The organism is Pseudomonas sp. M1 (assembly GCF_022760135.1).
Classification (GTDB): domain Bacteria; phylum Pseudomonadota; class Gammaproteobacteria; order Pseudomonadales; family Pseudomonadaceae; genus Pseudomonas; species Pseudomonas citronellolis.
Window position 1 is genome coordinate 3,986,006 of record NZ_CP094343.1, and the last position, 20,212, is coordinate 4,006,217.

The following is a 20,212-nucleotide window of genomic DNA, read 5'->3' on the forward strand; positions in this document are numbered from 1 at the left end:
TCCCCATGCCCTACCCGCTCATGTTCCGAGACCTGAACACGGAAGCGTATCTTTGGTACACCATCACTTCCCCGGAGTTCGTTGATCAGTCGCTGGTCGGGCTGAAGAAGTTCATCGCCTTCCAGGATGAACTGACCGAAAAGAACACGATAGGGCAGCGCTTTGGCCCAGCCCTGTATTTAAGCCGCGTCCTGGCCGAACTGTTGGATACATACCCGAACGCGCGTGCCCTGCTGGTGCAGGGCGAGTTCGAAGCCATGCTGGAGTGGGGCACCAAGCTGGGCGATATTGGTCGGGAATTAACCGAGTCGGCCCGCTGGATGGACATGGATGAATTCCTGCGCCTTCGCGAAATTCATAATGAAACTTTTCGACCTGTAGCGACCTTCAATGCAGCAACTGAAATAACTCGCGTCTTTTCCGATATAGACTTCACTGGCGGACAGCGACACTGGTCGGAAATACCTGAGGATATGTCTTATCGCGGGGCAAATATTCTACGAAAGCTACAAACATCTCCGGAGTTGTTCAATACATTGGAAACTGTCCCCGAATACCATCCGGATACCTCGGTAACTTGCCATACCGGACTCATCGTACCCTGTACGGGCGTTTGGGTCCCTGCGGGGGGAATGGGGACCACCGCCCTGGCCTTTGCACGACAAGGGCAGGTGATGCAGCCGATGTACCCCGTCACCCACGAGAATGAAAACCGCTACGAATACACCCAGGCCGTGGAAACAGACTGGTATCTGCTCCGATCTACGGGGCGGAAGGTCCCGCTTGCCAGCGCGGAAGCCCGTGTCTCTGTTCGTTTATGCGGGTGAGCCATGCCCCCGCGCGGGGTATTGGCTTACCCACGCCAAACACGACTCACGTCGCCTGTTCGAGTTAGGTGAAGTCTTCCCCGCCATCCCCAGCGACGTCACCCAGGGCCTGACACTGTGGCAATGGGACGATGTCCCGTCGGGCAATGCCGCCGTACTCACCGAAGAGCAGCGTGCTGCGGTGGCGGTCCCCGTCGAGCCATCGCATGAGGCTGAAAGCCTGCAACTGGCGCCGCGAGCTGGGCTCTGGTTGCAGACCGAACATCCGGAAGTGCGCTGCCGCGTCGCCGAAGGCGAGCCGCTGCCTCTGATCGATGGCCTGTCCGTGCACAGGCAATGGGCCGAGCAACCGCCACCCGGCATGCGCGCCACCAGCGGCCAGCCTTGCCCCTATCCGGGCATCTGGTACTGCGAAGACCTGCCCACCGGCCCGCATGCCTTCCTGCACGGCGTGCCTCTGCCGCAGGTGCAGGGCCGCGATGTCACCTGGTTCCTGGTCAGAACGCAATGAGCGCTGGACAGGCCATTGAGTTTCTACCCGAGACAATGCCGAAGGCGACGACCCACGCCTGGTCCCCGGCCTGGCCTTAGACCTCATCGGCCATCCCCGCCAGGACTGGAACCATGGCTGGCGCCCGGTGCACATCCGCCATGAAGGCCGCCAGCACACCAGCCAGGCCGAAGAGAGCGCAGGGGCGCAGAGCGGCACCCACTACCAGTACACCGCCCAACTGGTGCCCGACCGCATCGAATGGCGCGCCGCGCCGCGGCCGCGGCCGCTCATCCCGGGCCCGCAGGTGGCCACCGTCGTCGGCCCCGAGAGCGCGGCTGGGGGCAAATCACCCTGCCGCGCATCGGCCAGGAGGTCATCGTCGACTTCCTCGATGGCGACCCGGACCAACCCGTGGTCACCGGGCGCAGCTACCGCGTGGGCAACCGCCCGCCCTACGAAGGCCCAGGCACCAGGTGCTCAGCACCCTCAAGAGCGCGGCGAAGGCTTCGAGCTGCGCACCGACCTGCACGGCGCCTTGCGCGCGGCGCAGGGCATGCTGCTCAGCACCGAGGCACAAGCCAACGCCAACGGCGGCCTGCTCGACCGCGCCCAACTGGTTAGCACTCTGGAAGCGGCGCTGGAACTGGTCGAGAGCCTGGGAAATTACGCTGGCCAGCACCAGGGCCTGGCGCATGACGCATGACGCAGGGCCAAGGAAGACCCTGACCGACACCGTGCGCGCCATGGGCCATGGCGCCAACGACCAGAAAGAAGGCACGGGCCCCGGCAATGAACCGATCATTGCCCTCTCCGCGCCGGCCGGCATCGCCCTGGCCAGCCCGCGCAGCATCGCCCTGGGCGCCGGCGAGCAGATGCTGCTCAACGCCGGCCAGGGCCTGGGCACCTTTGCCCAGAGCGGCGACATGCGCCACATCGCTCACCAGGGCCAATTGCTCCTGCAGGCGCAGCACAACAGCGCACGCCTGGAAGCCGACCAAAGCGTAGAGATCAGTGCGAGCCAACAGCACGTCCTATTCGCCGCAAAGCAGCACATCACCCTGCTGTGTGGCGGTGCCTACGTGAAGATTGCTGACGGCAACATCGAGTTTGGCATGCCGGGCGACTTCATCGTCAAGGCAGCTAAGCACAGCAATGTAAGTGGAGCCTCCATGAGTCCGCAGCTGGCCAATTGGACTCTCGGTTCGCTGACATTGCCCCGCGCCTTGGAGTTGCGCTACGCCTACAGCGATCTCAAGCCGGTAGCCAACGCTCCGTACCTCATCCAGTTCGAGGACGGCTCACAACAGCAAGGCACGCTCGACGCGCAAGGCTACGCCCGAATCGATAACCCGCCCGCCCCCGGCACCGTGTTCTTCGGCTTCGACCAACGCGAAGCCTTTCCCACGCAGGAACTACCGGCCAACCCCTTCTTCGGCCAACCGGCACAATCCCCCGAACAGGCCAAGGAGCAGCTGGAGCGATACCGCCAACTGGACAAGGAATATTTGGAGGACAACTACTTCCCCGACGAGATAGAGGCACTGGCAGACTCGGACTACGAGGATCTCAGTAACGACTACCTGTACGACAGTGAGCTGGGCGATCACGATCACGACGATGACGACGAAGGCCCTTCTGGAGACCACCAGGAACTAACGCTTACGGACGATGACGAGGCCCACACCGCATGACTGACTACATCGCCAAGGCCGAACAAGACACACTGGCCGAAATCCTCACCTGGGTTCAAGAAGTCGTTGAAGGTCGAGGTCAGTCCATTTCGCAACTGATAATCACGGTAGTGCTAGGCTGCGTGCCAGGTGTGGGCCAAGCCCTGGACGTTTACAACATCCTGCGCGCGCTCTACCAACTCACGCGTAACAACGAAAAATCCGATAACTGGATGGAACTGGCGCTCTGCCTGATTGCCCTGGTTCCAGGCTTTGGTGACGCGCTCAAGAATGTGTTCCGCATGCTGTGCAGCGGCAAGTCCATGGGCCGAATCCTGGACAGCCTATCCACCAAGGTGCGCGGGGAGATCGAAAAATGGTTTCGCCAACTCAACTGGGCGGCCTATACCGCGGAACTCATCGGCCACGCTAACCGAATCCTCGACGGGCTTATCGACCTGCTTGGCGGCCGCGTGGCCCGCTGGGTGCTCGATACCAAAGGTCTGCAACGCCTGATTGCCCAACTCAAAGTACTCAAAGGCAAGGCCAGCCAGAAAATCACCGAGGCGATGGACTCGCTCAAGCATGCACACCAGCAAGCCATGATGCAGCCACTGCCCAACACCACCGCCCACGTACCGGCACGCCCCAGTGCGCCGCCGAGGCCCGCACCAGGCTCAAAGGCACCTGCCCCCGCACCTGCCCCCAAGCCCGCGCCGAGCCCACCCAAACCTTCCACAGGGCCGACCTCCCCCACCCCATCGACCAAACCTGCACAGGCGCCTCACACCACTCCCAGCACCCCGGCCAAGAAACCCGCGGATACGCCCTCCAATCGCAGCTTGCCTGCCAATACCGGAGGCACCGCAACGCCGCGCCAGGGCCAGGCAACCGGGCAGCAACGGCAAAGCCAGCGCTCCAACTACAGCCGACACAAAGTAGGCGTGCAGGGCGAGCACATCGCCGACTACTACTTTGTAAAAAACAAGAAAACACGAGAGAAGATTAACAACAAGGGCGTGCTCTATGAAGGGCGCCAACCTGGCCACCAAGGCATTGACCACGTCTGGTTCAGCAAGACTAACGGCAACACCTACCGTATAAGCGATACTAAGGGCACCAATGAGCCCATTTTCAAGAAGCTGAAAAGCATAGTTGATGTCAAGAATGCCTTGATAGATGGTTTAGAACTTATTGTCGAAGACAAGGACGAAGCCAAAGTTCGTAACTCAGTGGGGAAAACAAAAAGTGATGGGCGCCAGATGAGCCACCTTTGGATTTCTCGCAAGATTGGGAGCGCCAGCTTGGTCGCGGAGCACAGTATGAAGCTCCTCCCAAAAATAAGGGCATGGGAAGGAGATCTTGAAGAGACCGATCCTGCAGCATGCCCTTACGAGCGAAGTTTGATTACCGTTGTTGGCTCCAACTTCATCCAACACGACGGCAATGCCAAATCAAAAAATGCGAATAGCACTCCCCCGGCCGGGAAATGCAGAAAGAATGCAACAAGACATCAAATTGCAACTAAATTCTTAATTCCAGAAAACATTTTAGCGAAGTGAATTAAATGATTGACAGTCCTAACTGGGAACAATGGAAGAATCAAATAGTTCTTGCCTCTAATTTTGAAAAGCGACGAGAGCCGTATCTGCGCCATGCGACGTACAGCGCGCTTTTTCATGAAATTTTCAATCGCATAGAGTCAATCACAAAAAATCTCAAAGACCCATTAAAAAATCCAAATCTAACTCAACTCATGAGAGCGACGCGCCGTCGCCTTTGTGACACATTGGATGGGCTAAGCCTGCAGTATTCTGCGGGAGCGTCCGTGGAACTCTTTTCTGAGGCATTTCCATATGTAATCGCTTGGGCTGAAGAGTTTGCCACTCATAACCAGGCCTACGACAATTCGCCTGATGCCGGTGGTCATACGACGCCACATGCAGCCTTGCGCACGGAAGATTTCTGGCTGATCGCGCTGCGCCTGACTTGTTATGGCTTGCTCACTGGTAATGCCGAACAGATGCCACGGGTCATGCACTTCCTGGACTACTGCAATGAAGACATGGGCGTGCGTGATGGCCTGCTCGAACGCTTGGTCGCTCCCTTCGTTCCCGGCCGCGGCACACCACCGGACACTGCCACCCGCCATCTCCCCTATCGCAAGCTCTTCAAGGTATTCGACGCCGCCCCGGAGAAGCGCCCAGCGCTGATGGCCAAGTACCTGGACGAGTGGTATCACGCGAGTAGGCGCGAACCCTATATCGACCAGCACGGTGAAGGCGATATCAGCTTCTACGGCTACTGGTCATGGGAGGCCGCCGCCGTCACCTGGCTGCTAAACATCGACGACAGCAGCTACCGCGACAAGCCGTTCTACCCGCGTGACCTGGTGGACCTTGCCCGGCGCACACCCAACGATGCCGCCCCGCCGTCGGCACCACCGCCCCAGGTAGCCGGTACGACCTGCTCACAGGCCGGCTTCTGGTCCACTTCGGCACGACATGGTTCCCGCCGGTACTTTGTACAAGGCGAACTCTTCCCCGCCATTCCCAGCGATACGACCGTCGGTGTCACTCAGTGGGACTGGGACCCGGACCAAAGCGAGCCCATCGTGGCAACGATAGAACCAGCACGCGCCGCTGATAGCGGTGAACCCGCCCCACGTGCCGGACTCTGGCTGCAGGCGGGTAATCCGCAAGTACGTTGCCGTATGACACAAGGGCAGCCTATGCCCGAGGTGGACGGTCAGACGGTAGCCTGGACCTGGACCGAACAACCTCCACCCGGTGCCCGCGCGGCCAGTGGCCAGCCGTGCCCCTACCCGGGTATCTGGCACTGCGAGGATCAGCCCATCGGTCCAAAGAAATTCAGGCACAACGAGGTACTTCCTTCACTGCATGGCCGTGACGTTACTTGGTTCCTCGTGCAAGCTTTTTAAACCATCGGCCCGCACAAATTAACGGATAAAACAGTGAGCACGGCATGCAACATCGGTGAGCCAGACTGGGGGAAATGGGCAAGCTTAAAAATATCTGAGTCCCAATTTGAAAAGCGGCGCGAACCATACCTGCGTTATGAAACCTACGCGCATAGAAGTAAAGACATGCTCAACGGCATTAAGTTGGTAGGGGACAGAGTCAGTGACCCGTCACTAAGTCTTTCCTTAGCAGGCTTGATGGCGTCGATGCGGCGGCGCCTATGGTTCACAATGAATTGGTTGAGCCTGCAATACTCTGCTGGTGTGACCGTAGAGTTGTTCGCAGATATATGGCCATACGCAATAAACTGGGCTGAAGAGTTCGCCAAAAATAACGAGGCATACGACAATTCACCTGAAGCCGGCAACCACATGACTCCTCATGCGGCCTTACGCACGGAAGACTACTGGACGGTTGCTCTACGCCTGACCTGCTTCGGACTACTCAGTGGCAACGCTGCAGAAATGCCACGGGTCATACACTTCCTGGACTACTGCAACGAAGACATGGGTGTGCGTGATGGCCTGCTCGAACGCCTGGTCGCTCCCTTCATTCCCGGTCGTGGCACACCACCGGACACCGCTACTCGTCATCTCCCCTATCGCAAGCTCTTCAAGGTATTCGACGCCGCCCCGGAGAAGCGCCCAGCGCTGATAGCCAAGTACCTGGACGAGTGGTATCACGCAAGTAGGCGCGAACCCTATATCGACCAGCACGCACTGGAAAATCGAACCGACCACTATTTCTACGGCTACTGGTCATGGGAAGCCGCCGCCGTCACCTGGCTGCTAAACATCGACGACAGCAGCTACCGCGACAAGCCGTTCTACCCGCGTGACCTGGTGGACTTTGCCCGGCGCACACCCAACGATGCCGCCCCGCCGTCGGTACCACCGCTCTAGCTAGACCACCAGCACCACTCCAGGAAGGCCAGTCGCGCTTATCGAAGCCACGCAGAGCCAGCACGCGCCGCCGGCAGCGGTCGCGCCGCGCACTGGACTTCCGCGTTGCGATATCACACGGCACTCAATGAGCCTGCCAGGCCGCCAGCCGCCCCACCCTGCGGGCGGGGTCGTTACGCATGCACCGAACCTTTGGGGCCGCTGGCAATCAGACTGGCGCCACAGGCGGTCTTCATGCCGTTCAGTGCTACCGGAACACCGTCCACATCATAGCTGCTGCTACCCTCGGTAATGGGGAACACGCCCTTGCACAACGGGCAGGCCACCATGTGCCCTACCCCTGCCATGGGGCGACCATTGAGGTTCGTTTGCTCGAAGCCCTCCAGCACCGTCCCGCCGTGGTCGGTGCTGTCTCCCTTGCGAATGATGTCCATTGAGACCTCCTTGGCGCGCTATCGAATCAGCGGCCTGCCAGTTCTTCAGCATGAGTGGATGGGGGAGTGTTCTGCACAGCCTTGCGCGCACCATCCATCAACAACGTACGCGGCAGGGCAAAGCCACGGAACAGCTGCTGGGTGAAGGGGTTCTCGCGCTTGTCGGCGGTAATCCGGTAACGCATCCCGCCATCGCTGGCGGTGAAGCTCAGATCAACCTCCGTGTCGGTAGCGCCATTCAGGCGGGCCTGGCTGAGCAACCGGAACATTGACCAGGGCCCGCGGTAGACCAGCCCGCTGCTGTTGCCGCCGCTGTTGACCAAGGTGATCCGGCTTTCCCCGCTACCCGTCGCACCACTGAGTGTGTTGGGCCAGATCAGTGGCGTGCTGATGCTAGCGCCATGACTGTAGCTGATCAGTTGGCCGTCAATGTTCAGTACGCTGCTGCGGCGCGTGGGCGTCAACCCAACGGGCTCCACTGCGAACTGCAGACCAAGATTGCCGCGGCTGTTGAAGAAGGCATCACGAATACGGTCGGCGGCCTGCAGTTGCGCCATCACGTCGGTACGCAACAGGTAACCACCCCGCCGCTCCGAGTACAGCGCCTCCAGATTGTCTTCCAAGAAGACCTTCAGATACTGGTCCTTGAATTGCTGCAGCTTGCCCTGCGGGCCGAAGAAGGCAGCAAAGTCATCCAGCGAGACTTCTTGTCGACTACTGGGGTTGAACGGATAGCGACCGACCAGGCGCTCGTTGTAGAAACGGTAGACATCCGCATCCCAGCGCCGCTCCAGTTCAGCCAGTGCTTCAATCAGCAGCACCTGGGAGGACTCGTCGGCCAGCTTCTTGACCTGCTGGTTCAGGGGTTGTGGCAAGCCCGAGGCAATGCGCTGCAGGTTGCCGATGGGGTCGGGGCCTTTCAGGGCGAAGCGGTCCAGAACGACGCCCAGCGCGGCCTTGCCGCGGTTGGGGCTATCGTGCACGCCTTTAACCTGGTCCTGCACACTCCCAATAGCCAGCATGGTTTCGTCCAGGTAGGGCGCCTTGTCACCCTTGGCCACCAGCAGATCGGTGAGTGGCGCGAACGCACGCACGATGCTGCCAACCTGCTGCCCGACCGGATCGGCCTCGACGCTGGCGATGACTTTGTCGTCGGCCTTATCCGACGACTTACCCGAGGCGGCTTCGTTGTTCTTGCCGGTATTGGCCACCACGCCCAGCTCGGTGTTTTCGCGGACGGTTTCCACCAGGCGGCGTAACGGCGCAGCCGGGCTGGTCACGCTACCCAGTACGTTGACCGCCTGGGTAATGTCTTCAAAATCGCGCACCTCCAGATGGTTGAGGTTGCGTTGCCAGGTATCGATGTAGTCGCGGGTATAGATGGCCCGAATGCGCTCGGTCAACGCATCCTTGTCCTCCTGGGAATAGTCGATGCTGCTCCGCTCGCCCAACGCCCATTGGTCGATGATCGCCAGATCCGCCAGGTCCTTGCTGTTCGGCTCGAAATAGCCGCGATAGCCCTTGGCGGTCAGCAACGCATCGATCTTGCCATTGGCCTCTGGTATGGCGCCTTGCTCGACCATTCCCGGTGGTTGGTAAACAATGTCGAAGGCCGGGCCGATTTCACTACGCAGCTCCAGGGGAGTACGTAAGGCCTGGCCGGCCTCGCGACGCATGGTCGTGTAGACGCGCTGAGGCATGGGGATCAGCCGTAGCTCACGCTGTATGTCCGCCACTCGCCCGCGGTACTGGGGCAGTTCGGTATCGGCATACTCCATGGCGTAGTCCAGATGGCGCCTCAGGGCCAACTGCACATTGTTCTCGCCGGGGAAAGCAGCCTGCCACCGCTTGGCCATCCACTCTTGGACGATGGGTGAACGACGGTTCGGCCGCTCCTCGATCATGCGATAGACCCGTAGGGCAGCCAGTTGCTCATCGCTGTCGACTTGCGGTGCCTCCATGGTGGCCATGACGCCTCCCGCCAGTTGCGGGAGGAAGCGCTGGGACAGCAGCGTCAAGTAAGCCTCATCGACCTTGGGACCTATCTGCCGCCCTGGATAGAGCCCCATGTCCGACACTGCCGGCCATGCATCTCGGTAGTTGCCAAACACCGCAACCGCGCTACGAATCTGATCGAGCGGCGCCAGCAGATTACGCCCAGTAGGATCGGCACGCCCGTCGATGGCGTGCGTATTGAACCCGCGGCTGCGCTCCAACACGGTCATCGCTTTGTCGCGATTCACCGTGTAGTAGTGATACCACCCAGCCACAACCATCAGGCCCCCAAGCGTGGCCACGCCCGCGCTCAGCGCCAACGCCCGTTTCTTGCTCGCCAGCACCTTGAGATTATCGCTGGCCAGGCCCGCTTCGGGGTAGATGACGCGCTGGAACAGTTGCTGCGCAAAGTACACCACCGATTGCCCGCTGGGCAGCGCATCGGCGACAGAGGGCGCAATGCGATAGGTCTGCGAGGCGTTGCTGACAAAAGCATTGCTGATCAGGCCTTGCTGGTATACGGACGAGAAGTAGAGTCCTCGTGGCAACGCTGGCGTAATGTATCGATCGCAGCCCAGGACATCAGCCATGAAACTGAGCAGCAGTTGGCGCATGCCGGCCAACTGTCGGACCAAGGAAAACAGCGCTTCACGCTCCTCCAGCGACAAGGCGGTGCTGAGCGCATCGAAGGTCCGCTCGTTGAGGCGACTGACCAGCTCGTCGTAGCGCTCGCCCAGTTCCTTCAACCAGGCATCGTAGTCCTGCACCGAGTCCAGGGTGAAGGTGAAACCGAAAATGTCCTCCTTGACTGATTTTGGCAGCCGGGCGAAGAACGTCTCGAACCCCTCAAGCAAGTCGAATTTGCTCAACACCACGTACAGCGGTGGGCGTGTGCCCAGTTGGCGGCTGAGCTCGGCCAAGCGCGAGCGCAGCAGAACGGCCAACGCTTTGCGGTCACTGGCGGGCTGCCCCAGCAATGTCACCAGATCAACCATCAACACCACACCGTTGAGCGGACGGCGGCTGCGGTTACGTGCCAGCCAATCGATGAGATGCGTCCATAGCCGGGCATGGGTTCCCATCGGCATGGCGCCCTGGGGCCTTTCCGATGCCGCTTGTGCCTGCGCTTGATGCTCAGCCGGCGCCTGTTCGACCTCTGCTTCAGTGGGCGCTTCCTTGGGCTGGCTGACGAACTCACCAGGCGGGTCAATCAACACCGCCTCGTTGCCCATCCACCAATCGACGGTATAGGCCAAATCGGGATCGTCCAGCGCATGACCGCTGCCGGCCTTGATCTCGCCGGTCAGGGAGAAGCTCTGGTTGCTGCGATTGATGAAACTGGTCTTGCCCGTATTTTCCTGTCCCAACACCAGATACCAGGGCAGTTGGTACAGGGCGTTGCGACCGTCGAGGTTGCTGCGCAACACCGCCAGGCTACGGTCGAGAGCCCGCTCCTGGGCTTGCACGAAGCGTAGGCAGGGATCTTGCTGCCGCTCGACATCCTGCTGTCGCTCGCTCTCCAGTCGACGATTGCGGCTACGCAGTCGCAGCGCCCAGACCAGTATGGGGATCATGAGCAGGATCACGGTTGCCAACACGCGCGCCGTCAGGCTGCCCAAGGGCTGGTAATCGCGCCAGATCCATTGCGGGCCCACCCACCAGATGGCAACCAACAAGAACGCCAGGGCAAGGACCAACAGCAAGGGGGTTCCTTGCTTGGCCCACCGCAGCAGGGGCTGACCAAAGCGCTTCACGAAAGACCAAATCTTCCACATAGTGAGATTCCTTGCTTAAACCTGTTGTCCCTGCTCACCAGGCACGGTGTTGCCGTCCTTGCGCTTGGCGAGGTGATTGAAAAGTGCCGGCTCCCATCGCTCGATGGTGGAGTCGCTCATGAGATTGAAAGCGGTCTGGTACAACCCGCCGGCGAGCCAGGGGAAACCTCGAGCGCCAAGCAGATCGGCAGCAATGGTCATGACGTGGCACTGATCACGTAGATCACTGGCTGCGCCCTGCAGGGATTCCAGCTGCTGTAGCAGCCGTTCTACTCCACCGCTGTCCAGGTGCGCCGCCAACTCGGTGCGCAGGGAGTCGTATTCCCGGCTCTCGACCGCTGGGCTTTGCGGTTCGTCTACACCGCTGAGCCAGGCCAGGGTCTCCTCATCGACAAAGGGCCGACCGTCCATGAACTGCAGGCTACGTAGGCCCGGGATACGAGCGATAAAGCGCTCAGCCGCCAATCGAATGGCCGCAGCGACCTCCGCCATTTCCAGGCGCTGGGCAATGCTTGCGGCAATGAAACTGCCACGTATCCAGTACGGCGAACTGGTCACGCTTTTTTCCACGCGCTGTAGCAGCACGGGGCTCACGTTGTTCGCAACCAAGGCTTCCTGATAGCTCTCTGCGACATCGGCCGGCACTCCCATCAACTCCGTGCGCTGTTCACGCCGTGTTGCCGGGGCGGCATTCAGGTGCGCCCACAGGGCAAACCGACGCAGCAGGTACCCTGTCGGGTCGTAAGCATTCTGTTGGTTGATGAGTTCAGCTACGGCCAACAGCGAGCGCTTGGTTTCTCGCTCATCGCCCAGCTTCAGGCTCGACTCACCGCTGAAGTACGCTTCGCTTATCGCTGGCCCACCTGCAGGCTGGCGAGATGCCTTGGCCGGTGTGGCGGACGGAAAGCGCGTGTCCTCCACCCTGCGCTGGAACTGGGCCTCCAACCGCGTCAGCATCGGCACATCGAGTTCGGCGGCCGCGGCACATCCCTGCAACCTGTCGATGGCATGGTGCGCCCGTTCCTGATGGGACTTGGCCAAGTCGTCGGGGCCAAGTGCAGGCAAGGCTTCGGACAATCGCTCCACCAACAGAGCGACTTGCCGGCGCTTGGCGGGATAGCCCTTCGGGCCCGGTTTGGGATAGCTCGCCTCCCAGTAGTGCTCGACCATTCCAGCCAGCAGAGCAGCAGCATCCGCCCAGCTACCCCAGCTGCAGTCTCGCAACCGCGCGGCGATGAGATGCCCGGCAATGCGGAAGTGCTTGCACTGCTTGACGAGATACTGACTTGAGGCTTCCTCGATGTAACCCCAGTCCATCGCCGCTTCGTGCAGCCCGCCCAACTTGACCATCTCGTGGTCGATGGCTTGAAACGTCTCGTTCTCCTCATCGAAGACACCTGCTGGCTGCTGGGTGTCCACGGGCGCAAGAAGGACCTCGAGATCCAAGGTTTGAGCACTCACCAGTGACATGCCTTGCGTTGCTGAGTAATCAGTCGGTGCAGGTCGGAAGCCTCGAACTTCAGGCCATCCACCTGCGCGGAGTCGCTCTCTATCCGCAACTGGCTGCCCGCTTGCGCCAATTGACGCAACTGGTCGATGGCGACCAGGCCACGTCCGGCGTCCACTACCTGGCCATCGTCCAGCACCTGCCAGGGGCGCGCATCTCCCAACGGCCGGCCATCCAACAGCAGACGGATGTTCATGCGATCAGCCGCTATCGGGCTATCAGCAACCAATTGCAGCCGGGAAATGTTCGACAAGCAGCTGATGACCAGATGGGCCTGCGACGTTACAGCTCCCAGCGCAGGCGCTGATACCACAACGCGAGTCTGTCCTGGCATCGCATCCGCCTCCTGCAGAAGACGGAATCCACCCTGGCCCTGAATGCGACCGGCCTCGGCGCGACGCATCAGCGCGATGATCTCCGGCTCTGGAGCAGGCTCTGGCGCAGTAGCGACGACGTTCTCTTCCGCCTGGGGCTCGTGCAGGATGGGAGGCGTACCGGCTTGTGCGTCGAAGCAGGCGAGCCGCTCCATCGCCGAGACAATGCGGACGCAATCCTGCGATGCTCCTGCCGCCGCTACCGGCAGGCCCGAGTCACACCCCACCACCGCCAGGGCAAAGAACACAATCAGACCCTTGGATCTCATGTCGTCGAGTCCTCCATATCAATTCGATGGACGTGGCATTTGTGCGCCAGCGTGCGCTTGGGAATGCCCAGGCTTTCGGCAGCCAGGCGGCGGGAGCCTTGGACCTGGCGGAGCCGTTCGCTTAGAAGGTGTCGCTCGAACATGGCCACGGCTTCAGGCAAGTTGTCTGTCCGCCAAAGCTCGCTCAACAGCCCCTGCTCCTCTTCGGCAGATACCTGCTCACCCGACGGCTGTTGCAGCTCTGCCAGCGTTCGGGAACTGATCCACGCACCGGAAGCGGTACGTTCGGCGGCCACCAGTATCAGGCTGCGCAGTTCACGCACGTTGCCCGGAAAGGAGTGTCCTTGCAGTTGCTTCAAGGCCCGCTCGGACAGGCCCATGATGTTGCTCTGTTGCTCACGGTTGAACTTCATGAGGATGTGCGCCACCAACGCGGGAATGTCTTCCTTGCGCTCACGTAGGGGCGGCAGGTGCAGCAGTTGCTGGCGAATTCGGAAATACAAGTCCTCGCGGAACTGCCCGCTATGCACCAGCTCCTGCAGTGGCCGATGGGTCGCACAGATCAGGCGGAAATCTGAACTCTGCTCACGGGTTGCCCCCAGCGGCCTGAACCTCTTCTCGTTGAGCAGACGCAACAAGGTGCCCTGCAATGCCATTGGCATATCGCCGATCTCATCGAGAAACAACGTACCGCCATGGGCTGCTGCGACCAGCCCATCGCGAGCCTGGGTGGCTCCGGTGTACGCTCCACGCACGACACCGAACAGTTCGGATTCGATCAGATCCTTGGGAATCGCCGCACAGTTGACGGGGACGAACTTGCCTTCGCGCGAGGAGGCCTGGTGGATCAGCCAAGCCGCGTGATCCTTGCCAACCCCAGTCTCTCCGGTAACCAACAGCGACAACGACGAGTCTGCCAAGCGCAGCAGGTCGTTGCGCAGGGTCTTGGCAATCGCGCTCACACCGATGAAATCAGCAGCCAACAAGCGTGCAGCACGCACCCGCCCCCGCTCGGTTTCACGCGATGGCTCTACATGCTTTCCTGCCGTCGCGTCACTCTTCTCCTGCAGTCGCGCCAATAACTGTTCATAGGCTTGCAGCAGGTACTGCCAGGTCTTTGATGCCTGCCATGCTTTCAGGGCCTCACGGCTCCCTGCCACGACAAGAACACCACCGGGCCTCTGGCGGACATCGCGCAGGGGGTTGATGTGTATTGCCTCACACACCGGCAAGCAGGCTCGTAGGCGCTCGAAGCTCTCCCCAACATCCACCAGAGCATCCACACGCTCTATCCAGCAAGGCTGGGTAGCCAACACGCTGTAGACCAACGGATTGTCCACCTCGTCCATCGCCATATCCGGGATGGTCTGGGCGTTGTGCAACGTGTCAGCCAACGGCAGCAGCACTTGCCCCCCGGCGTCACGCCAGTAGCACAGTCCCACACTCAGACCGTAAGCCCCCACCGCGCCACGCAAGAACACCGCGGCCAGTTCCACCGGGGACTTGGCCACGCACATATCTCGAATCAGGCAGGCCAGTTCGATGGATTCCGCGTGTTCCTCGCGACTCATTCGAGACTGGCGGCAAAACGGCCGCCCTCCCACACCAACCGGGCATGGTCGAATGCGTCGCCGGACGCGAGACGTTGCAGTACCGCCAACGACAGCGGCGGCAACAGTTCCCCATCCAGGCAGGCATCCAACATACGGGCGCCGTTGAGGTGGCGCGTGCAGCGCGCTCGCAACTCGTCGCGGGCACAATCACCAATGGTCAGGGCCGCATCGTAACGCCGGGAGAATTGCCGCTGCAGGCGCTGCAAACGGCTATCGACAATCTCGGCCAGCACCGCTTCGTCCAGATAGCGATAGGGAACCAATTGCATCCGCGCCAACAACGCAGGCTTGAAGAAGGTCATCAAGCGTTCGCGCAGGGTCTCGGCATCCAAGTCCGACAGGTCATCGTCCCCTTGGTCGAACCCCAGGTTGGAGGTGAGGAAAAACAGGATGTTTCGGCAATCGATGCGGCGCCCCTCGCCATCTGCCAGTTCGCCCTTGTCAAAGGCTTGATAGAAGATGTTGAGCACCTCGGGGTGCGCCTTCTCCACCTCATCCAGCAACACGACCGAGTAGGGCTGCTTGCGAATCGCTTCGGTCAGCACCCCACCCTCGCCATAGCCAACGTAGCCTGGCGGCGCGCCCAACAGTCGCGAAACGGTGTGCCGTTCCTGGTACTCGGACATGTTGATGGTGGTCAGGAACTGCTCGCCGCCAAATAGGGCATCTGCTACCGCCAACGCCGTTTCAGTCTTGCCAACGCCGCTGGGTCCCACCAACAGGAACGCTCCCAGTGGTGTGCCCGGCCGCCGCAAATCCGCCATCGCGGTCAGCAAGTGCCGATGCACCTGCTCAAGCGCCACGTCCTGTCCCTTGACCCGTTCTCGCAAGGTACTGGGTAGGTTTTCCAGACGAGTCATCTGGTCGCTGCTGATAGTGGTGGCCGGAATCCCCGTCCAGTCAGCGATGATCTGAGCGATTTGTTCGGCCCCGACATCCGCGTGCAACAGCGCATCCTCTCGCTGCAATTCCGTCAGCTGCGCGACCTTCTCCGCAATCCTTGCACCGTGCTCGCCCTGTTCGCCACGCAATGCAATGATCTCGTCAATCAATGCCTTCTGCTGCTCCCAGGCCTCACCCAGCGAGACTATCTCGCCTTCCACCTGCTGCTTGTCCGTCTCAAGGCTCTCCAGGCGCTTTGGATCGACCTTGCGCCCAGCCCGTGCGTCCCGAGCCAGGTGCTCGGCCTCAGCGTCAATCTGCCTCCGTCGGTTCTCCAGGGTGGACAAGCGACGTGGCGGCTCTGCCAGAGCGGTCGCAACCCGAGCGCACGCAGTGTCCAGCACATCGATAGCCTTATCCGGCAACTGTCGCCCAGATAGGTAGCGTGCCGACAAAGCAGCTGCGGCCTGCAAAGCATCTTCACCGATGTAGACCTGATGCGCCTTTTCGTAGACAGGCCGTAGGCCGCGCAGGATATGCACCGTCTGTTCGGCCGTAGGCTCTTCAAGCTTGACCAGTTGGAAGCGGCGCGTCAGGGCCGGGTCCTTTTCGAAGTACTTCTTGTATTCGGACCAGGTAGTGGCAGCGATGGTCCGCAGTTCGCCGCGTGCCAGAGCCGGCTTGAGCAGATTGGCTGCATCGCTGCCACCAGCAGCATTGCCGGCACCGATCAGCGTATGGGCTTCATCGATGAACAAGATGATGGGCTCCGGCGAGGCCTTCACCTCGTCGATCACTGCCTTCAGCCGCTTCTCAAATTCACCTTTGACAGAGGCGCCTGCCTGCAGCGCCCCCATGTCCAACCCCCACAGTTGGATGGTACGCAGTGGTTGAGGCACCTGACCCTGGACGATGCGCAACGCCAGTCCTTCGACCATCGCGCTCTTGCCTACGCCGGCGTCCCCCACCACGATGGGGTTGTTCTTTCGTCGACGAGACAGGATATCGATCATCAGGTCGATCTCCGAATCCCGGCATAGCACTGGATCGATCCGGCCCTCACGGGCCTGGGCAGTGAAGTCGTGACCATACTTTTGCAGCGCGGACTCCGACACAGGAGCACTGGCCTGCCGCCCCTCCCCCGTTTCGGTCCCTGGTGTCTCCGCTGAGGTCGCCAACAGCTCGCCGAATCGCTTGCGCAATGCTTCTCGGTTGATGCCATCCAGTAGCTGAATAACGGCGAGCGGCAGATAACGCGCCGGCTTGAGCAAAGCCGCCAGCAGCACAGCCCCACTGCGAATGTTTGCCTGCGCCAGCTCTACTGAACTCAAGAGCCACGCTTCCTGAAGCAACTCGATCAGCAGCGGGGAGAAGGAGGGATAGCTGGCGTTTCCACCGTCATGAGTGGGCAGCACCGGCATCAGCGCTCGTCGTACATCCTCAATGACCAACCCAGCATTCGACAGAGTAATGCGCACATCACACTGAGGTTGCTCAAGCAACTTCACGAGCCAATGCGCGACCGTAACTTCATCACCCCGCTGACTCATGCACAGAGCGCCCGCCTCTTCCAGCGCCTGCCGACAGAACGGATTCAAACGCTCAATTAGTGCAGATATATCAACCACGACCATGACACCTAGTTCCTCTGAGAATTGTGACTTCCATGTAATTCACATTGCGCTCCTGTTCGACAGCGAACAACAATAAACCCAAACGAGGCAACTCTATCCGTATTCCCTGAAACAACAACACCCCTTACGCAGGTAAGAAAACTCCGAAAAATAAGCCGACGCATCTTTCTCTGTATGAATCCTCCAGGTTCGTGATGTAAATTCATCAATGCAATCGGAAAGATCCCACACGAAAACCCCAAGCCACTGTGTGGCGCAAACATGCATGACATGGCTTGATATTTATAGTTCCCATCAGCCTCAAACTGCTTGTAGTCACATCACAAGGTCAGCCCATAACAACTTTTCCAGCAACAACACAACGCTAAGGAGTAAGTCATGGCGCAAAAGGAAGGATCTGTCGCACCGAAAGAACGCATCAACATCAAGTACGTTCCAGCGACTGGCGGACAACAGGAGGAGATCGAACTTCCCCTGAAGTTAATGGTTACCGGCGACTTCAAGGGGCACGAAGAAGCAACTCCCTTGGAAGACCGCGCAGCCGTGCGCATAGACAAGGACAACTTCAACGACGTAATGGAGAAGGCCGGGCTTGCCCTGACCATGGACGTGCCATCGGTGCTTGAGGGAAGCGAAGGCGACACGCTCAAGGTCGATCTTATGTTCTCGAACATCAAGGACTTCAGCCCCGATGCCATCGCCCGACAGGTTCCGGAGTTGAATAAGTTGCTAGAGCTGCGCGAGGCCCTGGTCGCCCTGAAGGGACCGATGGGCAACATCCCAGCTTTCCGTAAGCAACTGCAAACACTTCTTGGCGATGAGGCTGCACGAAGCAAGTTGAGCGAGGAGTTGGAAGTACTTCTCGGAGCGTCCGAATCCTGAAAGCTCCTGCTCTTCCATCCCCTCCCCGCCTTGGTTAGAAGGAATTTAACAGCATGAAAGCGCAATCCGCAGAAAGTACTGCCGTTACGCATCAACCCGACAGTCTACTCGCCAACATCATGGCGCAAACCCGACTTGAACCAAATCAGGAAGGCTATGCCATCGCCGAACGTGGTGTAGCCACCTTCATCACCGAGATGCTGAAGAGCAACGATCGCGAGCAGCCCATCAACAAGCTGCTCGTGGACGGCATGATTGCCGAACTAGATCGCAAACTCAGCAAACAGATGGATGCCATCCTCCATCAACCGGAACTTCAGAATCTGGAGTCCGCCTGGCGTGGGCTCAAACATCTGGTCGATAACACCGACTTCCGCGAAAACATTGAAATTGAAGTGCTCCATGTCACCAAAGCAGAAATGCTGGAGGACTTCGAGAGCGCAGGAGATATCACCCGCAGCGGTCTCTACAAGCACGTCTACACCGCAGGCTACGGGCAGTTCGGCGGTAAGCCCATCGGGTGCATGGTCAGCAACTACACCTTCGGCCCCTCGGCTCCCGACATCAAGCTGCTCAGCTATGTCGCAGCAGTCGGTGCCATGGCCCACGCCCCGTTCCTGGGAGCCGCCGGCCCGGAAATGCTGAACATCGACTCGTTCCAGGAACTGCCCAACCTGAAAGAGATCAAGGACATCTTCGAAGGGCCGCGCTTCGCTAAATGGCGAGGGCTGCGCGAGTCAGAAGACGCCCGCTATCTTGGTCTGACGATGCCACGCTTCCTGCTGCGCTCCCCCTATGACCCACTCGAGAACCCGGTGCGCAGCTTCTGCTACAAGGAAAGCATCGACGGCAATCATGCGAACTACCTTTGGGGCAACACCTCGTACCTGCTCGCCGGCCGCATCACCGACAGCTTCGCCAAATACCGGTGGTGCCCGAACATCATCGGTCCGCAGTCCGGTGGTACCGTCAACGACCTACCAGTCCACCTGTACGAGTCCCTGGGCCAGTTGCAGGCCAAAATCCCGACCGAGATCCTGGTCTCCGACCGTCGCGAGTTCGAACTTTCCGGTGAGGGCTTCATTCCCCTGACCATGCGCAAGGACAGCGACAACGCGGCCTTCTTCTCGGCCAACTCGCTGCAGAAGCCCAAGATGTTCGCCAAGACGCCCGAAGGTGAGGCGGCCCAGACCAACTACATGCTGGGCACTCAACTGCCCTACATGTTCATCATCAATCGCCTGGCGCACTACATCAAAGTGCTGCAGCGCGAGCAGATTGGTAGTTGGAAGGAGCGTCAGGACCTGGAGCGCGAGCTGAACAATTGGCTACGCCAGTACATCGCCGACCAGGAAAACCCTTCGGCTGACGTACGCAGCCGCCGTCCGCTGCGTGCAGCCCGCGTGGTCGTGCAAGACGTGGCAGGCAATCCGGGCTGGTATCAGGTGTCGATGTCGGTGCGCCCACACTTCAAGTACATGGGCGCCAACTTCGAACTGTCGCTGGTTGGACGATTGGACAAGGAGTAGTCCTCCGGGAGCAGCTATGCCACGTATCCCCGGCCGGGGCAGCCTGTTTGAACGGCTGGAACCGGATGTGCAGCCATACCGGTCGCGTTCCCAAAGCGATCTGGCAACGGAGCGCATTACGGCGGTCAAACGGCATCTGGAGTGGATTCTCAACACCCGTCGGGGCAGCGCACCTAGCTGCCCCGACTTGGGGCTTCCGGATTTCAATGACGCCGCCATCGGTAGCGAAGACCTCCGCCTGAATGTCTGTGAAGCCATTCGTCAACTCGTGGCTCGTTACGAACCACGTGTGCGACAGGTCGAAGTGCAACCCCGTCCGGATGCTCAAGGCCTGCCGTTGCTGCAGTTTCGTATCCATTGTGTGCTTCCCGTGAACAACGTGGATGAGCAGGTCGAAATCGACCTGCTCATCCACGGTCAAGACCAGTTCGCAAAAGTAACCTGA

16 protein-coding genes and 1 pseudogene are annotated in these 20,212 nt (G+C 60.0%); 11 read left to right on the forward strand and 6 right to left on the reverse strand.

Going from position 1 to position 20,212, the window contains the following annotated elements; all coding sequences use genetic code 11:
* The first annotated feature begins 5 nt into the window (after positions 1 to 5).
* From PM1_RS17635 to PM1_RS17665, 8 genes and pseudogenes are all read left to right on the forward strand, one after another.
* Positions 6 to 827 carry a hypothetical protein gene (locus tag PM1_RS17635; protein WP_009619729.1) on the forward strand — a complete coding sequence of 274 codons (822 nt, stop codon included), beginning with the start codon at positions 6 to 8 and terminating at the stop codon, positions 825 to 827.
* Positions 802 to 1,338 carry a hypothetical protein gene (locus PM1_RS17640; protein WP_009619727.1) on the forward strand — a complete coding sequence of 179 codons (537 nt, stop codon included), beginning with the start codon at positions 802 to 804 and terminating at the stop codon, positions 1,336 to 1,338. The genes PM1_RS17635 and PM1_RS17640 overlap by 26 nt, the downstream gene beginning before the upstream one ends.
* Positions 1,339 to 1,578: 240 nt before the next feature.
* A pseudogene (locus tag PM1_RS31385) lies at positions 1,579 to 1,707 on the forward strand (hypothetical protein); the annotation flags it as partial.
* A gap of 4 nt (positions 1,708 to 1,711) precedes the next feature.
* Positions 1,712 to 2,023 (forward strand): type VI secretion system Vgr family protein, encoded by a 312-nt coding sequence (locus PM1_RS31390; RefSeq protein WP_372241102.1) that lies wholly within the window; start codon positions 1,712 to 1,714, stop codon positions 2,021 to 2,023.
* The gene (locus PM1_RS31395) at positions 2,013 to 3,011 is read left to right on the forward strand and encodes a DUF2345 domain-containing protein (protein ID WP_009619723.1); all 999 of its coding nucleotides are present in this window, start codon (positions 2,013 to 2,015) and stop codon (positions 3,009 to 3,011) included. Before PM1_RS31390 ends, PM1_RS31395 begins: the two co-directional genes overlap by 11 nt.
* A complete protein-coding gene (locus PM1_RS17655; RefSeq protein ID WP_009619721.1) occupies positions 3,008 to 4,552 on the forward strand; it encodes a hypothetical protein in 1,545 nt (514 codons plus the stop codon). Before PM1_RS31395 ends, PM1_RS17655 begins: the two co-directional genes overlap by 4 nt.
* A 5-nt stretch (positions 4,553 to 4,557) precedes the next feature.
* The gene (locus tag PM1_RS17660; RefSeq protein ID WP_009619719.1) at positions 4,558 to 5,931 is read left to right on the forward strand and encodes a PoNe immunity protein domain-containing protein; all 1,374 of its coding nucleotides are present in this window, start codon (positions 4,558 to 4,560) and stop codon (positions 5,929 to 5,931) included.
* A gap of 33 nt (positions 5,932 to 5,964) precedes the next feature.
* A complete protein-coding gene (locus PM1_RS17665) occupies positions 5,965 to 6,873 on the forward strand; it encodes a PoNe immunity protein domain-containing protein (protein ID WP_052058992.1) in 909 nt (302 codons plus the stop codon).
* 173 nt (positions 6,874 to 7,046) lie between these two features.
* On the opposite strand, the gene PM1_RS17670 is transcribed toward PM1_RS17665, so the two are convergent.
* The 6 genes from PM1_RS17670 to tssH are packed head-to-tail and all read right to left on the reverse strand — an operon-like array spanning position 7,047 to position 17,356.
* Positions 7,047 to 7,307: a PAAR domain-containing protein gene (locus PM1_RS17670; protein WP_009619714.1), complete on the reverse strand. Its 261-nt coding sequence runs from the start codon at positions 7,305 to 7,307 to the stop codon at positions 7,047 to 7,049.
* Positions 7,308 to 7,333: 26 nt separating this feature from the next.
* On the reverse strand, positions 7,334 to 11,077 hold the full coding sequence (tssM, locus tag PM1_RS17675; protein ID WP_009619712.1) for a type VI secretion system membrane subunit TssM: 3,744 nt from the start codon (positions 11,075 to 11,077) through the stop codon (positions 7,334 to 7,336).
* Between the two features lie 15 nt (positions 11,078 to 11,092).
* Positions 11,093 to 12,547 (reverse strand): type VI secretion system protein TssA, encoded by a 1,455-nt coding sequence (gene tssA / locus PM1_RS17680; protein ID WP_009619709.1) that lies wholly within the window; start codon positions 12,545 to 12,547, stop codon positions 11,093 to 11,095.
* Complete coding sequence (vasI, locus tag PM1_RS17685) at positions 12,535 to 13,227, reverse strand: type VI secretion system-associated protein VasI (RefSeq protein ID WP_009619707.1); 693 nt, start codon at positions 13,225 to 13,227, stop codon at positions 12,535 to 12,537. The genes tssA and vasI overlap by 13 nt, the downstream gene beginning before the upstream one ends.
* A complete protein-coding gene (locus tag PM1_RS17690; protein WP_009619706.1) occupies positions 13,224 to 14,798 on the reverse strand; it encodes a sigma-54 interaction domain-containing protein in 1,575 nt (524 codons plus the stop codon). The genes vasI and PM1_RS17690 overlap by 4 nt, the downstream gene beginning before the upstream one ends.
* The gene (gene tssH, locus PM1_RS17695) at positions 14,795 to 17,356 is read right to left on the reverse strand and encodes a type VI secretion system ATPase TssH (protein WP_024128356.1); all 2,562 of its coding nucleotides are present in this window, start codon (positions 17,354 to 17,356) and stop codon (positions 14,795 to 14,797) included. Before tssH ends, PM1_RS17690 begins: the two co-directional genes overlap by 4 nt.
* Before the next feature lie 378 nt (positions 17,357 to 17,734).
* Between tssH and tssB the strand changes: the two genes are divergently transcribed.
* The 3 genes from tssB to tssE are packed head-to-tail and all read left to right on the forward strand — an operon-like array spanning position 17,735 to position 20,212.
* Positions 17,735 to 18,238 carry a type VI secretion system contractile sheath small subunit gene (gene tssB, locus PM1_RS17700; protein WP_009619704.1) on the forward strand — a complete coding sequence of 168 codons (504 nt, stop codon included), beginning with the start codon at positions 17,735 to 17,737 and terminating at the stop codon, positions 18,236 to 18,238.
* Positions 18,239 to 18,291: 53 nt separating this feature from the next.
* On the forward strand, positions 18,292 to 19,767 hold the full coding sequence (gene tssC, locus PM1_RS17705; protein ID WP_009619703.1) for a type VI secretion system contractile sheath large subunit: 1,476 nt from the start codon (positions 18,292 to 18,294) through the stop codon (positions 19,765 to 19,767).
* Between the two features lie 16 nt (positions 19,768 to 19,783).
* Positions 19,784 to 20,212, forward strand: a complete 429-nt coding sequence (gene tssE / locus PM1_RS17710) for a type VI secretion system baseplate subunit TssE (protein WP_009619702.1) — start codon at positions 19,784 to 19,786, stop codon at positions 20,210 to 20,212.

Bases quoted from the DNA above. Each gene is read 5' to 3' on its own strand.
- PM1_RS17660 (WP_009619719.1), top strand. From the start codon at position 4,558: ATGATTGACAGTCCTAACTGGGAACAATGGAAGAATCAAATAGTTCTT.
- tssA (WP_009619709.1), bottom strand. From the start codon at position 12,547: ATGTCACTGGTGAGTGCTCAAACCTTGGATCTCGAGGTCCTTCTTGCG.
- tssC (WP_009619703.1), top strand. From the start codon at position 18,292: ATGAAAGCGCAATCCGCAGAAAGTACTGCCGTTACGCATCAACCCGAC.
- PM1_RS17690 (WP_009619706.1), bottom strand. From the start codon at position 14,798: ATGAGTCGCGAGGAACACGCGGAATCCATCGAACTGGCCTGCCTGATT.
- PM1_RS17635 (WP_009619729.1), top strand. From the start codon at position 6: ATGCCCTACCCGCTCATGTTCCGAGACCTGAACACGGAAGCGTATCTT.
- vasI (WP_009619707.1), bottom strand. From the start codon at position 13,227: ATGAGATCCAAGGGTCTGATTGTGTTCTTTGCCCTGGCGGTGGTGGGG.
- tssM (WP_009619712.1), bottom strand. From the start codon at position 11,077: ATGTGGAAGATTTGGTCTTTCGTGAAGCGCTTTGGTCAGCCCCTGCTG.
- tssE (WP_009619702.1), top strand. From the start codon at position 19,784: ATGCCACGTATCCCCGGCCGGGGCAGCCTGTTTGAACGGCTGGAACCG.
- PM1_RS17655 (WP_009619721.1), top strand. From the start codon at position 3,008: ATGACTGACTACATCGCCAAGGCCGAACAAGACACACTGGCCGAAATC.
- PM1_RS17670 (WP_009619714.1), bottom strand. From the start codon at position 7,307: ATGGACATCATTCGCAAGGGAGACAGCACCGACCACGGCGGGACGGTG.
- tssB (WP_009619704.1), top strand. From the start codon at position 17,735: ATGGCGCAAAAGGAAGGATCTGTCGCACCGAAAGAACGCATCAACATC.
- PM1_RS31395 (WP_009619723.1), top strand. From the start codon at position 2,013: ATGACGCATGACGCAGGGCCAAGGAAGACCCTGACCGACACCGTGCGC.
- PM1_RS31390 (WP_372241102.1), top strand. From the start codon at position 1,712: ATGGCGACCCGGACCAACCCGTGGTCACCGGGCGCAGCTACCGCGTGG.
- tssH (WP_024128356.1), bottom strand. From the start codon at position 17,356: ATGGTCGTGGTTGATATATCTGCACTAATTGAGCGTTTGAATCCGTTC.